General features: G+C 71.4%; 20 protein-coding genes and 1 pseudogene. 13 read left to right on the forward strand and 8 right to left on the reverse strand.

Features of this window, described 5'->3' with window-relative positions; translation table 11 throughout:
- Window positions 1-636, reverse strand: coding sequence for a peptide chain release factor H (gene prfH / locus AB0B57_RS05175; protein WP_357065262.1), 636 nt, complete (start codon window positions 634-636; stop codon window positions 1-3).
- Window positions 633-1,820 (reverse strand): RNA ligase RtcB family protein, encoded by a 1,188-nt coding sequence (locus AB0B57_RS05180; protein ID WP_357065263.1) that lies wholly within the window; start codon window positions 1,818-1,820, stop codon window positions 633-635. Before AB0B57_RS05180 ends, prfH begins: the two co-directional genes overlap by 4 nt.
- 259 nt (window positions 1,821-2,079) lie before the next feature.
- Here AB0B57_RS05180 and AB0B57_RS05185 point away from each other — a divergent pair, with 259 nt between their 5' ends.
- The gene (locus AB0B57_RS05185) at window positions 2,080-4,671 is read left to right on the forward strand and encodes a LuxR C-terminal-related transcriptional regulator (RefSeq protein ID WP_357065265.1); all 2,592 of its coding nucleotides are present in this window, start codon (window positions 2,080-2,082) and stop codon (window positions 4,669-4,671) included.
- 57 nt (window positions 4,672-4,728) lie between these two features.
- On the opposite strand, the gene AB0B57_RS05190 is transcribed toward AB0B57_RS05185, so the two are convergent.
- The 3 genes from AB0B57_RS05190 to AB0B57_RS05200 are packed head-to-tail and all read right to left on the reverse strand — an operon-like array spanning window position 4,729 to window position 7,287.
- Complete coding sequence (locus tag AB0B57_RS05190) at window positions 4,729-5,334, reverse strand: hypothetical protein (protein WP_357065267.1); 606 nt, start codon at window positions 5,332-5,334, stop codon at window positions 4,729-4,731.
- 4 nt (window positions 5,335-5,338) lie between these two features.
- The gene (locus AB0B57_RS05195; RefSeq protein ID WP_357065269.1) at window positions 5,339-5,947 is read right to left on the reverse strand and encodes a hypothetical protein; all 609 of its coding nucleotides are present in this window, start codon (window positions 5,945-5,947) and stop codon (window positions 5,339-5,341) included.
- Window positions 5,944-7,287: a hypothetical protein gene (locus AB0B57_RS05200; RefSeq protein ID WP_357065271.1), complete on the reverse strand. Its 1,344-nt coding sequence runs from the start codon at window positions 7,285-7,287 to the stop codon at window positions 5,944-5,946. The genes AB0B57_RS05195 and AB0B57_RS05200 overlap by 4 nt, the downstream gene beginning before the upstream one ends.
- Window positions 7,288-7,384: 97 nt before the next feature.
- Between AB0B57_RS05200 and AB0B57_RS05205 the strand changes: the two genes are divergently transcribed.
- From AB0B57_RS05205 to AB0B57_RS05215, 3 genes are all read left to right on the forward strand, one after another.
- Window positions 7,385-7,954 (forward strand): adenylate kinase, encoded by a 570-nt coding sequence (locus AB0B57_RS05205; protein ID WP_357065272.1) that lies wholly within the window; start codon window positions 7,385-7,387, stop codon window positions 7,952-7,954.
- A 67-nt stretch (window positions 7,955-8,021) separates the two neighbouring features.
- Window positions 8,022-8,468, forward strand: a complete 447-nt coding sequence (locus AB0B57_RS05210) for a hypothetical protein (protein WP_357065274.1) — start codon at window positions 8,022-8,024, stop codon at window positions 8,466-8,468.
- A gap of 390 nt (window positions 8,469-8,858) precedes the next feature.
- Window positions 8,859-9,200 (forward strand): hypothetical protein, encoded by a 342-nt coding sequence (locus tag AB0B57_RS05215; RefSeq protein ID WP_357065624.1) that lies wholly within the window; start codon window positions 8,859-8,861, stop codon window positions 9,198-9,200.
- 55 nt (window positions 9,201-9,255) lie between these two features.
- On the opposite strand, the pseudogene AB0B57_RS05220 reads toward AB0B57_RS05215, so the two are convergent.
- Window positions 9,256-9,993, reverse strand: a pseudogene (locus AB0B57_RS05220) (ice-binding family protein); the annotation flags it as partial.
- A 139-nt stretch (window positions 9,994-10,132) separates the two neighbouring features.
- The gene (locus AB0B57_RS05225; RefSeq protein ID WP_357065276.1) at window positions 10,133-10,786 is read right to left on the reverse strand and encodes a class I SAM-dependent methyltransferase; all 654 of its coding nucleotides are present in this window, start codon (window positions 10,784-10,786) and stop codon (window positions 10,133-10,135) included.
- Between the two features lie 126 nt (window positions 10,787-10,912).
- Between AB0B57_RS05225 and AB0B57_RS05230 the strand changes: the two genes are divergently transcribed.
- Window positions 10,913-11,668, forward strand: coding sequence for an SDR family oxidoreductase (locus AB0B57_RS05230; RefSeq protein WP_357065278.1), 756 nt, complete (start codon window positions 10,913-10,915; stop codon window positions 11,666-11,668).
- 9 nt (window positions 11,669-11,677) lie between these two features.
- Here the strand turns inward: AB0B57_RS05230 and AB0B57_RS05235 are convergent, their stop codons facing one another.
- Complete coding sequence (locus AB0B57_RS05235; protein WP_357065280.1) at window positions 11,678-13,906, reverse strand: hypothetical protein; 2,229 nt, start codon at window positions 13,904-13,906, stop codon at window positions 11,678-11,680.
- Between the two features lie 414 nt (window positions 13,907-14,320).
- Between AB0B57_RS05235 and AB0B57_RS05240 the strand changes: the two genes are divergently transcribed.
- From AB0B57_RS05240 to AB0B57_RS05275, 8 genes are all read left to right on the forward strand, one after another.
- Window positions 14,321-15,445 (forward strand): FUSC family protein, encoded by a 1,125-nt coding sequence (locus tag AB0B57_RS05240; protein WP_357065590.1) that lies wholly within the window; start codon window positions 14,321-14,323, stop codon window positions 15,443-15,445.
- A 46-nt stretch (window positions 15,446-15,491) separates the two neighbouring features.
- Window positions 15,492-16,016 carry a hypothetical protein gene (locus AB0B57_RS05245; protein WP_357065281.1) on the forward strand — a complete coding sequence of 175 codons (525 nt, stop codon included), beginning with the start codon at window positions 15,492-15,494 and terminating at the stop codon, window positions 16,014-16,016.
- Window positions 16,017-16,090: 74 nt separating this feature from the next.
- Window positions 16,091-16,933: a DUF4097 family beta strand repeat-containing protein gene (locus tag AB0B57_RS05250; RefSeq protein WP_357065282.1), complete on the forward strand. Its 843-nt coding sequence runs from the start codon at window positions 16,091-16,093 to the stop codon at window positions 16,931-16,933.
- A gap of 33 nt (window positions 16,934-16,966) precedes the next feature.
- Window positions 16,967-17,944, forward strand: coding sequence for an ATP-binding cassette domain-containing protein (locus AB0B57_RS05255; RefSeq protein WP_357065284.1), 978 nt, complete (start codon window positions 16,967-16,969; stop codon window positions 17,942-17,944).
- Window positions 17,941-18,729, forward strand: coding sequence for an ABC transporter permease (locus AB0B57_RS05260; RefSeq protein WP_357065286.1), 789 nt, complete (start codon window positions 17,941-17,943; stop codon window positions 18,727-18,729). The genes AB0B57_RS05255 and AB0B57_RS05260 overlap by 4 nt, the downstream gene beginning before the upstream one ends.
- A 644-nt stretch (window positions 18,730-19,373) precedes the next feature.
- Window positions 19,374-21,056 (forward strand): ribulokinase, encoded by a 1,683-nt coding sequence (gene araB, locus AB0B57_RS05265; RefSeq protein WP_357065288.1) that lies wholly within the window; start codon window positions 19,374-19,376, stop codon window positions 21,054-21,056.
- The gene (locus tag AB0B57_RS05270) at window positions 21,053-21,730 is read left to right on the forward strand and encodes an L-ribulose-5-phosphate 4-epimerase (RefSeq protein ID WP_357065290.1); all 678 of its coding nucleotides are present in this window, start codon (window positions 21,053-21,055) and stop codon (window positions 21,728-21,730) included. Before araB ends, AB0B57_RS05270 begins: the two co-directional genes overlap by 4 nt.
- A gap of 127 nt (window positions 21,731-21,857) precedes the next feature.
- Complete coding sequence (locus tag AB0B57_RS05275; RefSeq protein WP_357065291.1) at window positions 21,858-22,865, forward strand: ABC transporter substrate-binding protein; 1,008 nt, start codon at window positions 21,858-21,860, stop codon at window positions 22,863-22,865.
- Window positions 22,866-22,974 lie beyond the last annotated feature (109 nt).

Here is a 22,974-nt window from a genome sequence, read left to right on the forward strand (position 1 = left end):
CTATCCCCGGCGGACCGGTCGCGAGGGCTCCGGACGTTCCACCCGCACCGGGTCGCCGCGAACGAGGTCGTCGTGCACACGCCACCGGGCCGTGGTGACGGCACGCCGGGCCGCCTCGTCGCCGTGCTCGATGCGCTGCCGCAGCAGGTGCAGGGCGATCCGGCGGTTGAGGCTGAACTGCCGCTCCTCGTCCACCACGACGACGATGCCCGAGGGACGGTGCGTCGCCCGTACCGCCGTGCTGGCCTTGTTGCGGTGCTGACCACCCGGGCCGCCGGTCCGGCAGGGCACGATGTCGACATCCGTCTCGGCGAACGTCGTCGGCGTGGCGTCGGGTTGCGGTGGCTGAGCGGTGACGTACCAGTTCTTGCGGCCCGTGCCCGCCCGGTAGGGGCTCGGGGCCTGCCAGCACAGCGTCCCGGTCCACGAGGCCGCGAACGCGTCGGCGTCCGGACCGGTGATCCGGATGAGCGCCGACCGGTAGGTGCCGGGCCGATCACCGGGTGACATCCGAAGCTGGGCGATCGTCAGACCTCGGCGGGTGCCGTCCCCCGTCAGGCGGTGCAGGAGCTGGGCCACTGCCCAGGCACACTCGGCGGGGCCGCGACCGGCGGACAGCAGCAGGAGCACGCTCACGACCGCCCCCGTCCGCCGCGGTGGCCGCGCCGCTCGGCACGGGCGGTGGACCCGAGATCCGGTGTCTTGTAGGTGACCAGGGGAGTCGTGCTGACCACCGGGGTGGCCAACCGGTGCTCGACCAGATCGGCGATCACCTGCTCGATGCGCTTGTACGCCGTGGGCGCCTCCTCGAAGAGCAGTTGCCGGTCGCCACACACCACGAGCGAACCCACCGGAGTACGGCGAAGCTCCTCGACCGTGTGCTTGGCCCGGCCCCGCCGCAGCGCGTCGGCGCGCGACATCTTGCGGCCGGCGCCGTGTGCCACCGAATGGTTGGCCTCCGGCCCGGCGTGGGCGGCCACCAGATAGGAGGCCGTGCCCCGGGTGCCGGCGACGAGGACGTCCCGGCCGTCGCCCGGCGCCGCGCCCTTGCGGTGCAGGTAGACCCCGTCGGAGACCTCGACCAGGTTGTGGCACTGGTCGACGATCGGTGCGGTGGGCTCCGCCCCCAACGCGTACGCGACCCGGGCCGCGAGCACCCGGCGGTTGAGCGAACCCCAGCGCACGGCCTCGTCGTGCATCGCCAGGTAGGCGGCGGGATCGGGAGCGGCACCGGCGCCGTGCACCTCGGTGTGCGCCCGCAGGATCCGCTCGCCCAGACCACGGGACCCACTGTGGACGATGAGCACGAGATCGCCGGCGTCGAGCCCGAGACGACCCGCGTGGTTCGCGTCGAGGATGGTGTCGACCCGGGCCAGTTCGACGAAGTGGTTGCCACGGCCGACCGTCCCAAGGCCGTCCAGGTGACCGGCCGGGACGTCGTCGGGCACGTGAGCCCAGGCCGGGTCGTCGGCGTCCCGCTCCGGGTCCAACGCACGGTCGAGGTCGGGGAAGCGGGAGGCGAGCCGCTCCGGCACGGCACGCTTGAGCTTGATGGGGAACACGGCGATGCCGCAGCCGATGTCGGAGCCCACCAGGAACGGGTACAGCACAGTCGAGGCCATGGCCGCACCGATGGGCGCGCCCTTGCCGGGGTGCAGGTCCGGCATGGCCGCGACGTGGATCATGCCGTCGAGGGCGGCGACCTGCTGGCACTGCGTGAGCGCGGCGGACTCGATCCAGCTCGCGGGTGAGGCGAACACCGTGACGGTGGCCGGGGTGGACGGGGGCAGGGACTCCCCAGGGGAGTGGTGCTGGAGCAAGGAGGGCTCACTTCTCACGCAGACGCGGGAACGGACGACGGCACGGCCTCCCGGGCGAGGTCACTGGAGGCGGGTGCGTGGGGGTGGTTCCGTCAGTACGTCATGGACGCCACTCTCGTGCAGTCCGCCGCGGACGACAAGTGATTTTCCGGCGCACCGGGCGCTGCCGTGCGGGCTCGCCGGGCCAAGCACTGACGGTAGCGCGACAGGTGTCGGATGACTGATCGCCCCTGGCCAGTCGCTCGTCCACTATCCGTTCATGCTGACTGGGCGTGACGGCCTGCTCGTGGAGGCCCGTGCCGCGCTGGTCCGGGCCGCCGGTGCGGTGCTTCTCGGCCCGGCCGGTGTGGGGCGCACCGCCCTCGCTCGGGCTGCCGTCGCCGACCTGCCGCCCCGACTGTTCCGCGAGGTCTGGATCACCGCGACCGCGGCGAGCAAGGAGGTGCCGTTCGGCGCGCTCGGTCAACTCCTCAGCGGCGGTCACCCAGCCCTGCACCCGGCCCTGGTGCACCACACCGTGCTGGCCGCCCTGCGTGAACGGTGTGGCTCCGGCCGTACCCCGGTGTTGGTCGTCGACGACGCCCACCTGCTCGACGGGCCGTCCGCCGGCGTGCTGCTCTCTCTGGTCCAGGCCCGTGCGGTCCGCGCGCTGGTCACCGTCCGGTCCGGGGTCCCGGCCCCGGACGCGGTGGTCGCGTTGTGGAAGGACGTCGGGCTGCCCCTGCTGATCGTGCCGGCCCTCGCCGAGGACGCGGTCGCCACCCTGGCCGAACAGCGGTTGTCCGGCCCGGTCAGCCGCTCCACCACCCAACTGCTCTGGCAGTGGACGGGCGGGCTGCCGCAACTGGCGACCGCATTGATCGACCACGGGCGGGAGGTCGGTTCGCTGGTGCGCGACACCGACCAGTGGCGGTGGCGCGCCCCCCTCGCGGTGCCGGCACAGGTGGCCGACCTGCTCGACCGGGAGCTGGACCGCGTCGGCCGCCTCGGCGAGGACGCCCTGGCCGCGTTGGCCCTCGGTGGGCCCCTGCCGCTGTCCGTCGTGGAGGCGGCCGCGTCACCGGAGTTGATCGCCGATCTCGAACAGCTCGGCCTGGTCCGCAGCGAACAGAGCGACGACCAGATCCTGGTACGACTCCGCCACCCGATGCTCGGTGCCGTGCTTCGTCGCCGGATGTCGCCGGCCCGGCGTCGCCGGGTGTCCGCCGCTCTGCTGGCCAGCACGCCCCAGGGCACGACCCGGGGCGCATCCGCGATGGCCAGCGCGCTGTGGGCGGTGCACGCCGGCCAACCGGTCGGATCGGCCGAGCTGCTCAGGTCGGCCAGCCTCTGCCTGTACGCGGATCCGACCGCCTCGGAACAGTTGGCCCGGCGGGCCCGGGAGCGCGGCGGCGGGGCACCGGCGGCGGTAGCGCTCGCCGCCGCCCTCGTCGAGCAGAGCCGCACCGCCGAGGCGTACGAGACGCTGGCCGCCGCACTCCGCGATGCCGAGGCCGCCGGTGACCGAGGCGCGCAGGTGACCGTCCGGGTGGCGTTGGCCAGGCACCGGGCGTGGGTGGGGCGGGAGCCTCGGCAGGCGTACGACAATCTGCTGCGCATTCGCGCGGACGCCGAGGCCGCCGGTGACGCGGCCGGTCGGGCGGAGGCGGCGGCGGTCGCCGTGGTGGTCCAACTCTTCAGCGGTCAGGCGGCGCGGGCGCTGCACGATGCCCACGAGTTGCTGGGTGCGACACCTCCGCCGGCCGGGCAGCTGCGGGTCACGCTGGCGTCGGTGGCCGCGCTTGCCCTGACCGGGCGCACCGCGGAGGCGGCGCGGATGGGCCGTGCGGCGGTGCGCAGGTCCGGGTCGTCGGCACTGCCGTTCGCCCGTGGCATGGCCGCGGCGGCGCTGGCGTTCGCCGAACTGTGGCGGGAACCCATCCCGACCGGGCCGGTCACGGACCCGGCGGCGGGACGGTGGCCGATGCCCGACGACCCGCTGGTCTCCGGGCTGTCCCACACCGCGTGGCCGATCTTCGACGGCTACGCCCAGCGGGTCAGCGGTGACCGGGTCGGCGCGATCAGCCGGCTCCGGGACGCCGTCGCGCAGCAGGCCGACGGGGAGGGGCTGTTCCGGTCCGAGGCCACCGGCTGGCTCGCGATCACCCTCGCCGAGGACGGCCGCCCGGACGAGGCCGAGGCGGTGCTGCGGGAGCACCCCGTCGACGCGGTCGCGTTGGTGCCGGGTCTGCGGCCCTGGGCGACGGCCGCGGTAGCCGCCGCGGCCGGTCAGCGAACGCGGGCGGCCCGGTTGATGGACGAGGCGATCGCCGTCGCCCGGACCTCCGGGTGCTGGCTGGTGGAGCTGGGTTACCTCATCTACGCGGCACACCTCGACCCGGTCACCGGGCCGACCAGGTACGCGGGTCGCATCGCCGAAGCGATCGGGCACGTGGACGCCGAACGCCTCGTCACCGCCGGTCGGGCGGTGCTCGCGCTGGCCGGCCGGAACCCGACGGTGCTGCTCGAACACGCCCACCGCCTGCTCGACGTCAACATGAGCGGTGAGGCGCTGAGACTCGTCGACGAGGTCACCCGGCGTACCGGCACGTCCGACAGTGCCCGGCTCTTCGCCGACCTGCGCACCCGACTTCGGGCCGCGGCACCCGGCGACCCGGCGGTGGCGGCGGGGCTGACCGCACGGGAGACGCAGATCGCCGGGTTCGCCGCCCGGGGCCTGTCCGACCGGGAGATCGCCGACCAGTTGGTGCTGTCGGTGCGGACGGTGCAGACACATCTGGGTCGGGCGTACCGCAAACTCGCGGTGACGTCCCGGCGTGAGCTTGCCGACGCGTTACGCCTGGTCAGCTGAGGGTCGGGCGACGGCCGTGGCGCGCGACGCACCACGGCCGTCACCGTTCGGGAACCACTAGGTGTTCTTCGTGTAGCAGGTGACGTGCCCGTTGGAGTCCTCGTGACACTCGGCCCCCTTGGCGCCGATAACGTTGATCGTGCCGACCAGGACGGTCAACCCGAAGGCGGTCAGGATCCCCATGCCCACCTTCTTGGCCAACTCCGCGAAGTTGGCCGTGACGTCCAACCGGAACGTGACAGGCGCGTACCGGATCTGGTCCCACAGCTCGGCGATCCGCGGATCCTGACCGGTGATGCTGAAGTCGTCGCTGCTGTGCTCGTCGGTCACCCGACCGCTCGCGAAGGCCACGAACACGTTCTTGTTCTGGTCCACCACGTTCGGCGCGGCGGCGAAACCCCAGCTGTGGCTGAGCAGCCCGTTCTCGTGGACGTGCCCCTGGAACCAGTAGTGGCCGTCGCTGGCCATCCGCAGCCACGCGGTGCCCTTGACGCTCGACGGCAGCAGGCTGCCGGAGAACGTGTTGCTCCACTCCTGCTCCAGTCGGTCCATCGCCGTCCGGGTCGACCCGCCCGGATTCCCGACCTGCGCGCCGACCTGACGCAGGGTCAGCGGCGCCCGGATGTCGAGGTACCGGGCGGCGGCCGTACGGACGCTGGTCATGCCGTCACTCCCTCGACTTCCACATGTGGATGGTGCCGTTCTCGTCCCGGTAGGAGTGGACCTTGCCCGGCTGACCGAAGAACGCGATCCACCCGGCGACCACCGCACCCACGATGACCAGCGGAATCCACTTCAGGATGTTGGTGATCAGCTGACCGACGTTCATCGTCACGCTCAGCCGGAAGTTCACGCTGGCGTTGCTGAGCTGGTCCCAGTACTGCCCGATCCGCGGATCCTGGCCCAGCTCGGCGAAGTCGTCACTGCTGCTGTTGTCCGACACCTTGCCGCTGGCGGAGAAGACGAAGGCGTTGCCGTCGGCGTCCACGAACGCCGGCGTGGCCACGAACGACCAACTGTGCGAGACCGCGCCGTTCTCGTGCACGTGGCCCTCGAACATGTAGTGGCCGTCGCTGAACAACCGCAGCCACGCGCTGCCCTTCACGCTGGAGGGGAGCAGGCTGCCGGAGAACCACTCGCTGGACGTCTGCTCCAGTTGGACCAGCATCCGGCGACTGGAGCCGGTGGGGTGGCCGATCTCGCCGCCGACCTGCCGCATCGTCATCGGCGCCTCGAACCGCAGGTACTTCCCGGCCGCCTGACGCAGGCTGGTCATGACGTGGTCACCAGGATCGGCACCAGCGCCCGACCGGTCGGCAGCGGACCCAGCGCCTTGCCCAGGATCGCCCCGACCGCCTTGAGCGGGTCGGCCACCCGCATGGCGTGCCCCCGGGTGGGGGAGGTGGTCAGCAGGTCACCGGGACGCACCGGGCCGTGTGTCGCGTCGACCAGGCAGTAGACCTTGCCGGCCAGGGCCAGCGGCCGACGCCTGTCGCTGTCCGGCTGCCGGTCCAGCACCATCGCCGGGGCGAAGCTGCCCGCTCCGGAGACCACGCCGGCCACCGCGCTGTCGTACGGCTTGTCGGCCAACTCCAGCGCACCGGTCTCGCCGATCACCAGCACGGCACCGGGAATCGCCGCCGTCAGGTGCGCGTCGGCGACGTCGAACTCCTCCGCCAGGTCCGCGTTGCTGAGCGAGATGTCGCCGTGCACACCGTCGATGACCACTGTGTACGCCCGCGTGTCCGGGTTGGCGAAGGACATCGAACTCTGGTCGCCACTGATCCCGACGGTGTACGTACGGGTCTTGCTGTGGCAGAACTTGATGTGGTTGTTCGTGCCGTCCAGGTCGACCTGGTTCGCCGCGACGATCTTCGAGCTGACCGCGTTGGTCGCGGACATGTTCGTCGCGGTGACGCTGGGGCTGTTCAGGTTGTTGGCCGCCCACAGGTCACCGGTGGTGCCGTTGAGCAGCAGCTTGTACTGGCGGGTGTCCGGGTGCGCGAACGCCATCGAACTCTTCTCACCGTCGATCCCGACGGTGTACGTACGGGTCTTGCTGTGGCAGAACTTGACGTGGTTGTTCGGCCCGTCCAGGTCGACCTGGTTCGCGCTCAGGCTGCGGCTGTTGACGTTGTTGGCCGCCCACAGGTTGCCGTTCTGCCCGTCCAGGATCGTGGTGTAGGCGCGCTTGTCGTTCGCCAGGCTGATGGTGCTGGTGCCGCCGTTCATCCCGATCGTGTACGCGCGGGTCGTGAAGTTGGTGAGCACCAGAGCGTTGTCGGCGCCGTCGAGCACGACGGCCCGCGCGGCCACGGTGTCGGCGGTGATGGTGGTCGGCGGCGACGGGGTTGGCGTCGTCGGTGCCGCCTCGGCGTCACCCTTGACGACCGGAGCGGCCGTGGCGGGCGGCCCGTCGGCGCGCTGCGCCTGCTCGGTCTGCCGGGCCTGCTCGGGTGCGCGGACCGGCGGGGACACCGGTGCGGCGGTGTCCGCCCTGGCGGGCGCGTCGTCCGGGGTGGTCCGCTGCGGCGGTGTGCTCGGTGGGGTGGTGGGCCGGGCGATCGCCTCGGCGCTGTCCGGGTTGCTGGCCTTCGCGGCCTCGTTGTTTGCCATGCGTCCATTGCACCGGCCAGCCGGCCGCCAATCGTCGGTAGTCACTACGTAGGTTGGTCCACCCGACTACGTAGCGCCGACGGCGTACGCTGCCGCGATGACCGCACCGCGTCGCATCCTGATCTACGGGGTGCACGGCGCGGGCAAGTCCACTCTCGCCGTACGCCTGGCCGAGCGACTCCGGTTGCCGTGGTATCCGGTGGACGACCTGCTGTGGCTGCCGGGGTGGGTGGAGGTGCCGGTCGCCGAGCAGCGCGCCCGGATCGAGGAGCTCTGCCGCCGGGACACCTGGATCCTCGACGGCGCGTACCACGGCTGGCGGGACGTGCCACTGGCTCGTGCCGACCTGGTGGTGGCCCTGGACTACCCACGGTGGCGCTCGTTCTGGTGGTTGCTGCGTCGTACCCTGCGCCGCCTGGGCTCGGGCGAGGTGATCTGCAACGGAAACCGCGAATCGCTGGGCAGCGTGCTGTCCTCGGAATCGATCCTGGTCTGGCACGTCACCGCGTTCGGCCGGGAACGGCGGCGGATGCGGGCCTGGCAGGCCGATCGGGCCGGGCCGCCCGTACTGCTGTTCACCAGCCCGGCCGCCCTGGACGACTGGGTGGCGGGCCTGCCAACCATTGACCCACGGGTGCCACCTGCGGCAGGCGAACGGCGGTGCTGAAGCGCGGTCCGCCGCACCGGATATCGCCTGGCATACTCGCCGCACCGGGCACCCGAAGGGACTGCGCATGAAGTCTGCCGAAGCACCCGTACGCGACTCGATCACCGCCTTCCTGCACGCCTACGCGCGGGCCGTCGAAGCCGGCGACAACGCCAGGGTCGCCGCGAGTTACGCCGCGACATACATCGAGGGTGACCCGAGTACGGCGACCGCCGTCACCAACGACGCGGCGTACCGGGCCGCCCTCGACGAGCGGCACGCCGCGATGACCGAGCAGTTCGGCCTGCGCCGCGCCCAGGTGACGGTCCTGGACGTGCTCGACCTCGCACCGGGGTATGTCCTCGTCCCCACCCGGTGGGCGTTGGACTTCGCACCGCCCGGTGGTGAGGCCGGCAGCGCGCGGTTCGCGCAGACCTATGTCGTGCGGCTGGGGGACGACCGGCCGCAGATCCTGCTCTACCTCTCGCACGAACGAGAGGACGACGCCCTACGGGAGCTGGGTCTGACCGGCTGACCCGGCCCCTGCGCCACACGTCGGCCCATCCCCGGTAGGGGGATGGGCCGACGGTGTCCAGGATGGTCCGTGCGGAGGGGCCCGGCCGGCAGGTCACCGGCCGGGCCACCGATCAGGACTCCTGGGTACGACGCCGAGTCAGGAAGAACGCGAACGCGCCCAGCAGGACGAGCGCACTTCCGATGCCCGTCAGGGCCGGGACCGTGCCACCGCCGGTGACCGGCAGGATGGGACCCCTGCCGCCAGGGCCACCGGGTGCGCCAGGCGCTCCGGGGCTACCGGGCGCTCCTTGCGGTCCGGCTTCGCCCTGTGCGCCGGGCGCGCCTTGCGGTCCGGCTTCGCCCTGTGCGCCCGGTGCTCCTTGCGGTCCGGCTTCGCCTTGTGCTCCGGGTGCGCCTTGCGGTCCGCGTGCTCCAGGGCTGCCGGGTGCGCCGGGACTGCCAGGTGCTCCAGGCGCTCCGGTTGCTCCGGGGCTGCCGGGTGCGCCGGGACTGCCAGGTGCTCCGGGGCTGCCGGGTGCGCCGGGACTGCCGGGTGCGCCGGGTGCGCCGGGTGCGCCAGGGCTGCCAGGTGCGCCAGGGCTGCCAGGTGCGCCGGGACTGCCGGGTGCGCCGGGGCTACCGGGTGCTCCAGGGCTGCCCGGTGCGCCGGGGCTACCGGGCGGACCGGACGGGCCGGGTGGCCCGGTGGGGCCGGGTGGTCCGGACGGGCCGGCGCACAGCGGTGCGGTGATGACGTTGGTGTCGAGAGTGACGGCGGCGGTACGCGCCAGCGCGCGGCCCTGGAGGGTCGCGCCGGTGGCCATCGTGATCGCCGCCTGGGCCATGATGGTGCCCACGAAGGTGGTTCCCGTGCCGATCGTCGCTGAGCTGCCGATCTTCCAGAAGACGTTGCAGGCCGAGGCGCCGTTGATCAGGACGACGCTGCTGTTCGACGCCGTCGTCAGCGAGGAGTCGATCTGGAAGATGAACACGGCCGCCGGGTCGCCCTGGCCGTTCAGCGTCAACGGCCCGGTGAGTTGCGCGGCCCCGATCCGGTAGACGCCCGCGTTGAGCGTGTTGCCACCGAGTTCCGCGGGCAGGTTGGTGAAGGGCGTCCGCCCGGCGGCGTCGTTGAAGGCGATGGTCAGGTCGTTCTGCGCCTGGAGAGCGACCGCGTCGCCGAGGTGGATCTCACCGCCGATGGTTGCCGTTTCGAAGCCCGCCGCGGTGTTTCCGGGGAATCGACCAAGGCTCTGCCCCAGAAAGCTCGCGCCGGTGTTTGTCGGCTCGGCTCCGGCGAGGACCGAGAAGTTGCCCGCCGTGCCCAGGTTTACCGGTGCGTCGGCGGCACTGGCCGGCGTCGAGCCGAGCAGCAGGAAGCTGGCCGCGACGGCGGCGGCTGCGGATGCCGCGAGCGCCGCCAGGAGCCCTCGGCGAAGACGATGATGATGGGGCTTTGCTGTCACAGAACACCCTCCGTGGGTTATTACTTCGCAGGAGGGCTCGGTGAAGCCAAGACCTGCGTCAGACGGCCTGGATGGCACTGACAAAGTGCGGTGACCACCACATCACGTCCGGGCCGTCGATACCCACAAAACGGGATAATAGGTGCATTGGATGCGCAATACGTATTCACCTTCACATTGCTCTGAATCGCACGAGTGATCGACTGACCACCCTCGCTCAGAGCTGGTGTGTCGCCTCGGGCCTGATCGCCCGGCCGTGCACACAGGGCGCGGACGGGCTGTTGCTGGTGGCCGGGAAACGGAACCGGCGCAGTTCCTCGATCACGAACCCTTCGGCGCTGATGGCCGCGACGGTGTCGCGGTTGGTGTGGCAGCCGCCGAACAGCTTCGGCCACAGTGTCGCGTCGAGCAGTCGCTGGGCGCGGTGCAGACCGCTGTGCCTCTCGGCGGCGACGTGCTCGAAGAAGCGCAACTGGCCGCCGGGACGCAGCACCCGGCTGACCTCCGCGAGCGCGCCCGCCTGATCCGGCACTGTGCACAACACCAACGCGACGACCGCCGCGTCGAACTCGCCGTCACCTGCGGGCAGACCCTCCGCCAGACCGTCGACGACCGTGACCGGTACCGGCGCGTTCGGTGCCGCCCGCTCGGCGGCGGCGCGCAGACGACGTTCTGGCTCGACCGCGACGACCTCGGTCACCCCGGGCGGATAGTGGGCGAACATCCTGCCGTTGCCCGCACCGATCTCGATCACCCGGCCGGCGAGGTCGGCGACCAGGTCCCGTCGGAACTCCGCCGTGCCGGCCCGGTCCATGGCGACGCTGAGCCGTTCGTACACCCGGGCGAACACCGGGTGGGACACCACGGCCATGCCGACCTCCAGAAGACGGGGATCCTCGTTGACCTGTTCTCGAGCGATTGTGCTGCATCGGCGCACGGTTTCCGTCTTACTGATGTGGCAGCGACTCATCCCACGCAGACAGGACGTGGTTCGACCATGAAGATCGTCGTCATCGGTGGCAGTGGCCTCATCGGCTCCAAGCTCGTGGACAATCTCGGCGCCCGGGGGCACGAGGCGGTGCCCGCCTCTCCGAAGACCGGCGTCAACACACTGACCGGCGACGGGGTCGCCGAGGCGCTCGCCGGTGCGGACGTCGTCGTCGACGTGTCGAACTCGCCGTCGTTCGAGGACACCGCCGTGCTGGAGTTCTTCGAGACGTCCACCCGGACGCTTCTTGCCGCCGCGTCGGACGCCGGGGTGGGCCACTACGCGGCGCTCTCGATCGTCGGCTGCGACCGGATCCCAGACAGCGGCTACATGCGGGCGAAGGTCGCCCAGGAGAAGCTCATCGTCGCGGCCGGCATCCCGTACTCCGTGGTGCACGCCACGCAGTTCTTCGAGTTCGTCCAGGGGATCATCGACGCCGCCACGGACGGCGACACCGTGCACCTCGCGCCGGTGCTCATCCAGCCGATGGCGGCGGACGACGTCGCGGCCGAGGTCGCCGACGTCGTGGTCGGTACGCCCACCAACGCGGTGGTCGAGATCGCTGGCCCGGAGCAGTTCCGCCTCGACGAACTGGGCCGTACCATCCTCGCCTCCCAGCATGATCCCCGGTCGGTGGTGGCCGACCCGGGCGCCCGGTATTTCGGCGCCACACTTGGCGAACGCTCGCTCGTCCCGGCCGACGGCGCTCGTCTCGCCACCACGCGTCTCGACGACTGGCGTGCGCGGGCGGCCCGCGCCACGTGACCGGGCCGGCTACCCGGGCGCCACGGGTGGGTTCGTCCGCCCACCGAGGCGCTGCACCAACTCCCGTACCGCCTCGGTGAACGCCTCGTCCGCCTCGTCCGGCCAGTGGCCGTGGATGGGTGGGGGAACGCTGTCGCTGGCCGGCGTCACCACGTCGCGGGGATCGCGTTGTCGGCGATCCACGGCGTCTGCCGGGTCGCTGTCCGTGGCCGCCGGGGGTGACCGGTGGGCGGAGAAGACCCAGCCGCCAATGGGGTCGGTGTCCCGCCACAGGTTCACCCAGCGCCAACCGACCCGGCGGCCGATGTCGTGCAGCGCCGCATCATCGATGTAGGCGGGGAAGAGTCGCGCGTAGAGGCGACGCAACGGCGACCCGTGGGTGAGCAGGGCGACGCGGCAGCCGACCTCCGGCGGCAACTGGAGCACCGTCGCGGCGAGCAGGACCGAGCCGTGGCTGTGCCCGGTGAGCAGCACCGGGTGGCCGCTCTCGACGAGGTGCGTGACGCGCCGGGTCAGCTCCGGTACGGCCCGTTCGGCGTAGCAGGGCGGCGCGAAGGGGTGGGCGGCTCGGGGCCAGAAGGTGCCGAGGTCCCAGAGAACGCCGACGTGCCGCCGGAACGGGATGGTCCGGTAGGCGAAGACACTGCCGACGATCAGGCCGATGATGATCGCGGCGATCAGCCAACTGCCGAACGCGATGCTGAAGGTGACCGCGTCCGCCGGCAACCCGATGTTTCTCTCGACGAGGTCGCTCGGGAACTCTCCCAGCAGGCCGATGGTGGTGTTGGCCGTGGCGAGCCCGGCGAGGCAGCCGAAGAGCACCGCCAGCGACACCAGTTTCTCGGTGAACCGGGCCCGAGCTATCGCGTCTCGAACCTGCCGGAGTCGGGGTCTGACCTGGGCCGGCGGGTTCGGGTAGTCGTGCGCGACGATCGTCTCGGCGGCGCGCCGCCGGCGACGGCGGGAGATCGCGACGACCAGACCGGCGACGATCAGCGTGATCAGCACCGCCCGCAGGAAACCGAAGATCACCCACGTGTACGCGCGGGGCGGGCCGGCGGCGATGCCCGCAGCGGTCGGCACGTCGCGGTCGAGGAAATCCGCCGCCCGAAAGACCAACCCCGCGGAGTACGCCACCGCCACGCTGATCCCGGCCGCCGCGATCGCGAGCGCGCCCAGCCCGAACAGCGGCCTGGCCCCTCGCCGCCGGTTCCCGGGCCGCAGCAGCACCACGCCCAGGGCGGCCAGCAGGGTCGTCTGCGCGACGAACAGCCCGGCCAGGGTCGTGTCGTAGCCGGGCAGCCCGTGGCGTTCGTCCCACGGTCGCGGGCTGGCCAGCACGTAGGCCAGCACGAGGACGGTCAGGACGATGGCGGTGGTCCGCAGCGCGTTGGTGACGCCGTCGAGCCGCCGATCGGCGGCGGCCCGGTCGATCAGCGGGGGAGTGCACAGCGATCCCACGCAGGCGGCCAGGACCACCGCGGTGGCCACCGTCAGGGCGACGCCGGTGGCGGTGGCACCGGTGGCGACTCGGGCCAGCAGCAGGGTGAGGTCCAGCGTCGCGAACGCGGCGGCGACGTGGATCGAGCGCAGTCGGCCGACCAGCGGCTCGGCGTCCCACTGGCCGACCTCGCCGAGCCGATGCCCGGAGACCTGCTCGGGCGCGCGGAACGCCTCGAACGGCCGCCCCGGGCGGTTGCTGATCCGCCAGATCAGGCCGATCGCGGTGGCCGGGACCAGCGCGAGCACCGCCAGTCGGAGCCCGACCGGCCGCCCGCTCAACCAGGACAGCCAGCTGCGCCCGGCGAGGCAGTTCGACGAGTTCAGACACTTCCAGCCGACGAGATCCAGGGCGACGCCGGCGATGGCGAGCACGTAGAGCGCGGTGAGCGTGAGCGCCAGCAGCCGGCACAGCGACCGGACCATCGCCTCGGAACCGGCGTTCGCGGGACGCATCCAGATCGTCACGTTGACGAGCATGAACGGCAGGAGGAAGACCAGCCCCAGGGCGCGGGCCACGGTCCCGGCGGGCAGGTCACCCCAGCGGTACGCCTCCAGCGTCACCCCGTGGGCGCCGACACTGTCCGAACACCGGGGGCGCGGGCGGTAGAAGCCTCCGCTGCGGTCGCCCGCCACCTGCGCGATCTGCCGCAGGTCCAGCACCTCTTCGGCGTTCGCGCCGGAGACTCCGTGCACCCGTAGCTCCACGACGTCGCCGGAGATATCCGGCCCGCTCAACCGCGCTGACCCATCCGACGTTCCCCCCCGCGGCGTCTCGGCAGCCCCATGACACGATCCACCCGAGGCCAGCCCCACCAGCACCGTGGCCGGGGACGCCACCCGGACGGCGGCAGAGCGCGGTCTACCCGAAGCGGACCGCCTCAATCGCGACCGGCCCGGCGTACGCCGGAACGATCGTCGCGGTCCCACGGCGACGCGTCCGGCGTACCTCGAAATGATCGTCGCGGTCGCGCGGCCCCACACTCGTCGCGGTCGTCGCGGTGGCCGCTCGGCGCGGTCGCCGCTTGGTCGCCGCGCACGTGCGCGGGGGATTGATCGGGCCCTGGCGGGGTAGGTGCCGCCATGGTCGCTGCCGGTCGGCACGGAGCGGACCGGCGCGCTCCGCTCGTGGTCCGGCTGTGGGACCGCACGATGGCCACGCTGCGCGAGCGGTTCCGTCGGGTACGGGCGATCGGTGGGCTGGCGGTGCAGGCCGGCCTGGCCGCGGCGCTGGCGTGGTACGTGGCGCACGAGCTGTTGCAGGTGTCGCAACCGGTCTTCGCGCCGATCTCCGCGGTCTCGACTCTCGCCGCGTCCGTCGGCCAACGGCTCCGCCGAACCGTCGAGCTGATCATCGGGGTCACCGTCGGCGTGCTGATCGGCGATCTGCTGCTCCTGGTGATCGGCACCGGGTGGTGGCAACTGGCCCTGATCGTCGTGCTCGCCATCGTCGTCGCGTTGTTCCTCGCGGGCAGTGCGGCGGTGGTGATCCAGGCCGGGGCGACGGCGGTGCTCATCGCCACGCTCAGTCCGTCCGTTCGTGACCTGGAGATCCCTCGGTTCGTGGACGCGCTGGTCGGGGGAGGTCTGGCGCTGCTGGTCACCGCTGTGCTGCTGCCGCTGAACCCGCTGCGGGTGCTCAACCGGGCGGCGCGGCCGGTGTTGGATCTGCTCGTGGCCCAACTCGGCGCGACCGCCGACGCGCTGGCCGCGGGTGACGCCGGTCGGGCCCGTGCCGCCCGCAGCGCGCTGCGGCAGAACAAGGGCCAGTTGCAGGCGTTCGTCGAGGCGACCCAGGGCGCCCGGGAGGCCAGCACCCTGTCGCCGGTGCACTGGCGCGAGCGGCACGGGCCGGTGGGCCGGTACGCGCAGGCGGCAGAGCCGATCGACCGGGCGATGCGCAACAGCGGAACCCTCATCCGGCGATCGGTGACGCTGATCGAGGACGGCGAACCGGTCCCGGAAGCGCTGCCGCAGGCGGTGGCCGATCTCGCCGACGCCGTCCGGTTGCTCAAGCGGCAGTTCGCGGCCGGTGCCGAGCCGAACCGGGCGCGCGAGCAGGCGCTGCGGGCGGTGCGGACGGCCGGTCGTGCCTACCGGGAGGGGGTCGGCTTCTCCGGTGCGGTGGTGGTGGCGCAGGTCCGGACAACCGTCAGCGATCTTCTGGTGGCCACCGGGTTGACCCAGGGGGAGGCGAATCACCTGGTCCGAGGTGCTTTCGGCGGCCTGGAAACGTCCGCGTCCGGCAGCGGGACCGACCGTTTGGCATCGTCCTGAGCCATGACTGTTGCACTCTGAGCCAAAATGGTGCCATGATGGTGCCATGGAGCTGAGGTCATACGTTGAGAACCTGCGAGACGAGTTCGCCGTGGCGGCGGAGGGCGTCGACCCCGAGGCCCGGTTGCTGGCCGAACGGCTCTTCGCCCAGCTGGAGGCGGCGACCCGGCTCACGTTGCTCGAAGCACTCTCCGACGCCGCCGACGAGATCACCCGTGACCTCGCCCCCGGTTCGGTGCACGTCCGGTTGCGGGGGCGCGAGCCGGACTTCGTGGTGACGCCGGCCAGCCCGCCGGTCGACGAGGTGGGTGCGGGCAGTGGCCCACCGACGCTGTCCGCGCCGGCACCCGCGCCCGACGGCGAGGACGGCGGCACCTCGCGGATCAACCTTCGGCTCCCCGACCACCTCAAGGCCAGCGTCGAGGAGGCCGCCGGGCGCGCCGGGCTCTCGGTCAACGCCTGGCTGGTGCGCGCTGTCGCCGGTGCCATCGGCGCCGGTGACCCGGAACGTCGTCCACCCCGTCGGGCGGAGCCGCGCTCCGGCCAGCACGTCACCGGCTGGGCCCGCTAACACTCCGTACCCCCTCGTTTTCTTACGCCGCTGACCAGCGGCGACATTCGCCGACCACCTTTCGGGAGACCACCATGCCTGTTTTCGACACGCCAGAGCCCATCGCCGTCCAGATCGAGCTGCCCGTCGGGGATGTCTGGATCAGCGCGACCGACCGCACCGACACGGTGGTGACGGTGCGACCCCGCGACCCGTCGAGCAGGGCCGACGTGAGTACCGCCGAGCAGACCACGGTCGAGTACGCCGCAGGACAGCTGCTGATCAGGGTGTCGAAGAGTTGGCGTCGCTACGGCTTCGGCCCCGGGCCGTCGGTCGACGTCCTGATCGAGCTGCCGGCCGGGTCGCGAGTGCACGCGCAGTCGTCCTGGGCGGCGTTCCGCTGCGAGGGTCGGCTCGGTGCGTGTCACATCAAGACCGGGAGTGGGATCCGGCTCGACGAGACCGGGCCGCTGGACATCGACAGCAGCCACGGCGAGGTCGCGGTGGAGCGGGTCGTGGGCTCGGCCCGGGTGAAGGTCTCGTCCGGCAAGGTGCGCATCGGCGCGGTCGACGGCCCCGCCGAGATCAAGAATTCCTCCGGTGACTGCTGGATCGGCCGCAGTGGCGGCGACGTCCGGGTCAACACCGCGTACGGCGACATCACCCTCGACTCGCCGATGGCCTCGGTGACGGCACGCACCGCCTACGGCAACGTCCGGCTCGGTGAGGTCGTCCGGGGGGCGATCGAGCTGAACACCTCGTACGGGGCCATCGAGGTCGGCATCCGTCGCGGCACCGCGGCCTGGCTCGACGTCAGCTCCAAGCACGGCCGTGTGCACAACGCCCTGGAGACGACCGACGGCCCGGCGCAGACCGACGAGACCGTCGAGATCCGGGCGAACACCGCCTACGGCGACATCATGATCCGCCGCGCCTGATCCATCCCCACCGCGACCGCAAAAGAGGAGACCATGACCAGCTCCACGAAGCCCGCGATCGTCGCCACCGACCTGCGGAAGTCCTACGGCGACAAGGTCGTGCTGGACGGCATCGACCTCATGATCACCGAGGGAACGATCTTCGCGCTGCTCGGCCCCAACGGCGCCGGCAAGACCACCACCGTGCAGATCCTCTCCACCCTGATCAACGCCGATGGCGGCAACGCCCGCGTCTTCGGCCACGACCTGAAACGCGAGCCCGACGCGGTACGCGAACTGATCGGCGTCACCGGCCAGTTCTCCGCCGTCGACAACCTGCTCACCGGCCGGGAGAACCTCAACCTGATGGCCGACCTCTGTCACCTGGACCGCGACGCCGGTCGGCGACGGATCGCCGACCTGCTCGACCAGTTCGACCTGACCGAGGCGGCGGGCAAGCCGGTGTCGACGTACTCGGGCGGGATGCGGCGGCGGCTCGACCTCGCGATGACCCTGGTCGGCGCGCCCCGCGTGATCTTCCTCGACGAGCCGACCACCGGCCTCGACCCGCGCAGCCGCCGGGCCATGTGGCACATCATCCGCGCTCTCGTCGCCGAGGGCGTCACCATCCTGCTCACCACCCAGTACCTGGAGGAGGCCGACCAGCTCGCCGACCGCGTCGCGTTCCTCGACCACGGCCGGCTGATCGCCGAGGGCACCCCGCGCGAACTCAAGCGGCTCATCCCGGGCGGCCACGTGGTGTTGCAGTTCGCCGACCAGGACGGGCTCGACTCGGCGGCCCGGACGTTCGCGGCCGGGACCCGCGACGACGCGGCGCTCACCCTCCAGGTGCCGAGCGACGGCGGAGTCGGGTCGCTGCGCTCGCTGCTCGACCAGCTCGACGAGGCCTCGATCAGCGTGGCCGGGCTCTCCGTGCACACCCCCGATCTCGACGACGTCTTCCTCACCCTCACCGGCCAGCCCGACTCCCGTGCCGGCCGACCCGACCAGGAAAGGGCCACCGCGCGATGAGCACCGTCTCCCTCGCCGTCCGCGACTCGAGCACCATGCTGCGGCGCAACCTCCTGCACATGCGGCGGTACCCGTCGATGACGTTCCTGCTCATCGGCATCCCGATCATCATCCTGCTGCTCTTCGTCTACGTCTTCGGTGGCACGCTCGGCGCCGGCCTCGGCCCGTCCGGCGACCGTTCCCAGTACGCCAACTACGTCACCCCCGGGATCCTGCTCATCACGGTGGTCAGCGCGGCGCAGGGCACCGCCATCTCGGTCGCGATGGACATGACCGAGGGCATCATCGCCCGGTTCCGGACGATGGCGATCTTCCGCCCGTCGGTGCTCACCGGCCACGTGCTGGGCAGCCTGGTCCAGACCCTGCTCAGCCTCGCGGCCGTCACCGTCGTCGCGCTGCTGGTCGGGTTCCGGCCGACGGCCAACCCGGTCGAGTGGCTCGCCGCGATCGGCGTCCTCGCCATGATCACTTTTGCGCTCACCTGGCTGTCCGTCGCCCTCGGCCTGGTCAGCGACAGTGTCGAGACGGCCAGCAACCTGCCCATGCCGCTGATCCTCCTGCCGTTCCTCGGCAGCGGGTTCGTCCCCACCGACTCCATGCCGACGCCGGTGCGGTGGTTCGCCGACTACCAGCCCTTCACGCCCGTCATGGAGACCCTCCGCGGCCTGCTGCTCGGCACCGGGATCGGCGCCAACGGAGTCATCGCGGTCGTCTGGTGCGTCGTCATCAGCGTGCTCAGCTTCTTCTGGGCCAAGGCCCTGTACAACCGCAGTCGGGCCACCTGATCCCGACACCCGCTCGACGTCCCGCCATCGCGACGGACAGCCGGCGGCTCGGCCCACGGGGGGCCGAGCCGCCGGCTGTCCCTGTCGCGCGGTACGGGCCGGCGGGGGCTTGATCGACTCGGCTTTCGTGAAGTCGGCCCGTCTTCGCCCTACGGACCCCCGATTTCAAGGAACGCGAGTGGATCACTAAAACGTCGAATGTTATCGATAACACGGGCCCCTCGCGGGGCCGTGCGGTGCGCCGGTAGCCCCCGGGGGCGCTCGCTCATGAGCCATCGCGGCGACCGGTGGCCGTGCCAGAGGTCCGGCCATGGGAGCGCGGCGGCCCGGTGATGTTATCGCCAACATCATCCCGGCCCGGCGCGTGGCCGCCGGCAGGCGGGCGTCCCGCGGCGGGGGAGGTGCGGCACCCGTCGCCCGGCCCGTCGCGGGTCATTCGGTCGGCGCCCGGCCCGTGCGGCAGCCCTCGTCCCGAGTGCCCGATCGGTCACCCACACCGGATTCACGTGCTTTGTGTCGGTCCGCCATTGACGCGCCCGAGTCGGCCCGGCTTCCCCGTTCCGTTACGGAGCTGTTGCGCCTAGATGTCTTGACGAGGCTGGATGTGAGCGTTAACACTATCCCCGTTAACGGTGGAGGTGAACATGAACCGTGTGGATGGAGCTGACGACCGCTACGTCGTCGGTGTCGACTTCGGCACCCTGTCCGGGCGAGCTCTGGTGGTCCGTGTCGGTGACGGTGCCGAGTTGGGGACCGCGGTGCACGAGTACGGCGACGGCGTCATCAGCACGACGCTTCCGGGAGGCCGAGCGCTGCCCCCGGACTGGGCTCTCCAGAACCCGGACGACTACCGCGAGGTGCTGCGGCAGGCCGTCCCGGCGGCGGTGTCCGCCGCGGGGGTGGACCCCACCAGGGTGGTCGGCATCGGCATCGACTTCACCGCCTGCACCGTGCTGCCGACGCTCGCCGACGGCACCCCACTGTGTGAGACGCCCGAGCTGCGCGACCGACCGCACGCCTGGGTCAAGCTGTGGAAGCACCACGCCGCGCAGCCGCACGCCGACCGGATCAACGCGCTGGCCCACGAGCGGGCAGAGCCGTGGATCGGCCGGTACGGCGGCAAGATCTCCGCCGAGTGGCAGTTCGCCAAGGGCCTGCAGATCCTGGAGGAGGATCCGGAGGTCTACGACCGGGCCGAGCGCTTCGTCGAGGCGGCCGACTGGATCGTCTGGCAGCTCTGCGGCACCGAGACCCGCAACGTGTGCACCGCCGGATACAAGGGCATCCTGCAGGACGGCCACTATCCGTCCGAGGGTTTCCTGACCGCGCTCAACCCCGACTTCGGCGACTTCGTGGCCAAGCTGGACGGTCCGTTGCTGCCGCTCGGTGCCCGGGCCGGCGCGCTCACCGCCGAGGCGGCCGCCTGGACCGGCCTGCCCGAGGGCATCGCGGTGGCCGTCGGCAACGTCGACGCGCACGTCACCGCGGCGTCCGCGCAGGCCGTGCAGCCCGGTCGGCTCGTCGCCATCATGGGCACCTCGACCTGCCACGTCGTCAACGGCGCGGCGGTCGCCGAGGTGGCCGGCATGTGCGGGGTCGTGGACGGCGGCATCAGCCCCGGCGCGTGGGGTTACGAGGCCGGGCAGAGCGGGGTCGGCGACATCTTCGGCTGGTTCGTCAAGCACGCCGCCCCGGCCGGCATCGACTCGCACGAACAACTCACCGAGCTGGCCGCGAGCCAGCCCGTCGGCGCGCACGGCCTGATCGCCCTGGACTGGTGGAACGGCAACCGTTCCCTGCTGGTCAACCACGACCTCAGCGGGATGATCGTCGGCATGACCCTGGCCACCCGGCCGCAGGACATCTACCGGGCGCTGCTGGAGTCGACCGCCTTCGGCACCCGGATGATCATCGAGGCGTTCGTCGAGGCCGGTGTCGCCGTCAACGACCTGGTGATCGCCGGTGGCCTCACCAACAACGCCCTGCTGATGCAGATCTACGCCGACGTGACCAGGCGACCGCTGAACATCATCGCCTCGGCGCAGGGGCCGGCGCTCGGGTCGGCGATCCACGCCGCCGTCGCCGCCGGTGAGTTCCCCTCGATCCACGAGGCCTCGCAGGCGATGGGCCGGGTGCACGAGGCCGTCTACCGTCCGGACCCGGAGCGGGCGCGCGCCTACGACGCCCTCTACGCGGAGTACCGGACGCTGCACGACCACTTCGGTCGTGGCGGCAACGACGTCATGCTCCGTCTGCGGGCGATCCGCAACGCGGCGGTCGAGAGCGCCGCGGCCACACCCGAGCCCGCGCTGGAAGTGGTGGCATGACCGCTGTCAGCGAGCTGCGCGAGACGGTCGCCCGCCTGCACTCCGAGCTAACCCGGTACCGCCTGGTGGCCTGGACGGCCGGCAACGTCTCCGCGCGGGTGCCCGGCCGCAACCTCATGGTGATCAAGCCGAGCGGCGTGGGCTACGACGACCTGTCGGCGGCCACGATGGTGGTGTGCGACCTCGACGGTGTCCTCGTCGAGGGAGATTTCGCCCCGTCCAGCGACACCGCCGCCCACGCGTACGTCTACCGGTCCATGCCCGAGGTCGGTGGGGTCGTGCACACGCACAGCTCGTACGCCACCGCCTGGGCCGCGCGGGGGGAGTCGATCCCCTGCTACCTCACCGCGCAGGCCGACGAGTTCGGCGGGGAGATTCCGGTGGGTCCGTTCGCCCTGATCGGCGGCGACGACATCGGCAAGGGCATCGTCGGCACGCTCGCCGGGCACCGCTCACCCGCGGTGCTGATGCGCAACCACGGCGTCTTCACCATCGGCCGGGACGCCCGCGCGGCGGTCAAGGCCGCGGTCATGTGTGAGGACGTGGCTCGCACGGCGCACCTGGCCCGCGCACTCGGGCAGCCGGTGCCGATCGCACAGGCGGACATCGACGCCCTCCACGACCGTTACCAGACCGTCTACGGTCAACAACCAGTCCCACCGGCGGGTTTCTGACCTCTGGCCATACCCGACCCGCCGGTCTGCACCACCCCGAAGTAGCAGCACGCAACACCCGCGTACGCCGCTCCTTGCACATCGGCGGTTGGCGCGGTTCCCCACCACACCGAGCCAAGGAGATTCGATGCGAAAGATGCGAATGCACTCCGCTCCGTGGCGCGCTGCCACGGTCCTCGCCAGTGTGCTGCTCGTCGGCAGCATGGCGGCCTGCGGCAACAGCGACACCGGCAGCGGCGGCGGCACCAAGGACGACGGCAAGATCACGATGGGCTTCTCGCAGGTTGGCGCGGAGAGCGGCTGGCGTACCGCGAACACCGTCTCGATCAAGGAGGCCGCCACCGCGGCCGGGATCGAGCTGAAGTTCGACGACGCGCAGCAGAAGCAGGAAAACCAGATCAAGGCGATCCGCAACTACATCCAGCAGAAGGTCGACGTGATCGCCTTCTCGCCGGTCGTCGAGTCCGGGTGGGACACCGTGCTCAAGGAGGCCAAGGACGCCAAGATCCCGGTCATCCTGACCGACCGCTCGGTCGACTCGGCCGACAAGTCGCTGTACAAGACCTTCCTCGGCTCGGACTTCGTCAAGGAGGGCAAGCTCGCCGGTGAGTGGCTGGTCGAGCAGAAGAAGACCGCCTCGGGTCCGGTGAACATCGTCGAGCTGCAGGGCAGCACGGGCGCCGCGCCGGCGAACGACCGTAAGAAGGGCTTCGGTGAGGCGATCGCCGCCAACCCGAACCTGAAGGTCATCGCCTCCCAGTCGGGTGACTTCACCCGGGCCGGTGGCAAGCAGGTCATGGAGCAGTTCCTCAAGGCCAACAAGAAGATCGACGTGCTGTTCGCGCACAACGACGACATGGGCCTGGGTGCGCTCGAGGCGATCACCGCCGCTGGCAAGGTGCCGGGCAAGGACATCACCATCATCACGGTCGACGCCGTCAAGGATGGTATGCAGGCCCTCGCCGACGGGAAGTTCAACTTCATCGCGGAGTGCAGCCCGCTGCTCGGCCCACAGCTGATGGACCTGGCCAAGAAGGTCAAGGCCGGCGAGGAGGTGCCTGCTCGGATCGAGACCGAGGAGACCACCTTCACCCAGGCGCAGGCCAAGGAAGCTCTGCCCAACCGTAAGTACTGATCGACGACGGGGTCGCCGCGCTCGCGTGGCGGCCCCGCCGCGTCGCTCTCATACCCGCAACGGACCGGGCTCGGCCCGCGAACACCCCCGTACGACGCCCGCCCGAGCG

The organism is Micromonospora sp. NPDC049101, from assembly GCF_040648675.1.
Classification (GTDB): domain Bacteria; phylum Actinomycetota; class Actinomycetes; order Mycobacteriales; family Micromonosporaceae; genus Micromonospora.

What these genes read in the sequence shown, in the direction of transcription:
- AB0B57_RS05185 (WP_357065265.1), top strand. Translation starts at nt 2,080, where the DNA reads ATGCTGACTGGGCGTGACGGCCTGCTCGTGGAGGCCCGTGCCGCGCTG.
- AB0B57_RS05190 (WP_357065267.1), bottom strand. Translation starts at nt 5,334, where the DNA reads ATGACCAGCGTCCGTACGGCCGCCGCCCGGTACCTCGACATCCGGGCG.
- AB0B57_RS05195 (WP_357065269.1), bottom strand. Translation starts at nt 5,947, where the DNA reads ATGACCAGCCTGCGTCAGGCGGCCGGGAAGTACCTGCGGTTCGAGGCG.
- AB0B57_RS05200 (WP_357065271.1), bottom strand. Translation starts at nt 7,287, where the DNA reads ATGGCAAACAACGAGGCCGCGAAGGCCAGCAACCCGGACAGCGCCGAG.
- AB0B57_RS05205 (WP_357065272.1), top strand. Translation starts at nt 7,385, where the DNA reads ATGACCGCACCGCGTCGCATCCTGATCTACGGGGTGCACGGCGCGGGC.
- AB0B57_RS05210 (WP_357065274.1), top strand. Translation starts at nt 8,022, where the DNA reads ATGAAGTCTGCCGAAGCACCCGTACGCGACTCGATCACCGCCTTCCTG.
- AB0B57_RS05225 (WP_357065276.1), bottom strand. Translation starts at nt 10,786, where the DNA reads ATGGCCGTGGTGTCCCACCCGGTGTTCGCCCGGGTGTACGAACGGCTC.
- AB0B57_RS05230 (WP_357065278.1), top strand. Translation starts at nt 10,913, where the DNA reads ATGAAGATCGTCGTCATCGGTGGCAGTGGCCTCATCGGCTCCAAGCTC.
- AB0B57_RS05240 (WP_357065590.1), top strand. Translation starts at nt 14,321, where the DNA reads ATGGCCACGCTGCGCGAGCGGTTCCGTCGGGTACGGGCGATCGGTGGG.
- AB0B57_RS05245 (WP_357065281.1), top strand. Translation starts at nt 15,492, where the DNA reads ATGGAGCTGAGGTCATACGTTGAGAACCTGCGAGACGAGTTCGCCGTG.
- AB0B57_RS05250 (WP_357065282.1), top strand. Translation starts at nt 16,091, where the DNA reads ATGCCTGTTTTCGACACGCCAGAGCCCATCGCCGTCCAGATCGAGCTG.
- AB0B57_RS05255 (WP_357065284.1), top strand. Translation starts at nt 16,967, where the DNA reads ATGACCAGCTCCACGAAGCCCGCGATCGTCGCCACCGACCTGCGGAAG.
- AB0B57_RS05260 (WP_357065286.1), top strand. Translation starts at nt 17,941, where the DNA reads ATGAGCACCGTCTCCCTCGCCGTCCGCGACTCGAGCACCATGCTGCGG.
- araB (WP_357065288.1), top strand. Translation starts at nt 19,374, where the DNA reads ATGAACCGTGTGGATGGAGCTGACGACCGCTACGTCGTCGGTGTCGAC.
- AB0B57_RS05270 (WP_357065290.1), top strand. Translation starts at nt 21,053, where the DNA reads ATGACCGCTGTCAGCGAGCTGCGCGAGACGGTCGCCCGCCTGCACTCC.
- AB0B57_RS05275 (WP_357065291.1), top strand. Translation starts at nt 21,858, where the DNA reads ATGCGAAAGATGCGAATGCACTCCGCTCCGTGGCGCGCTGCCACGGTC.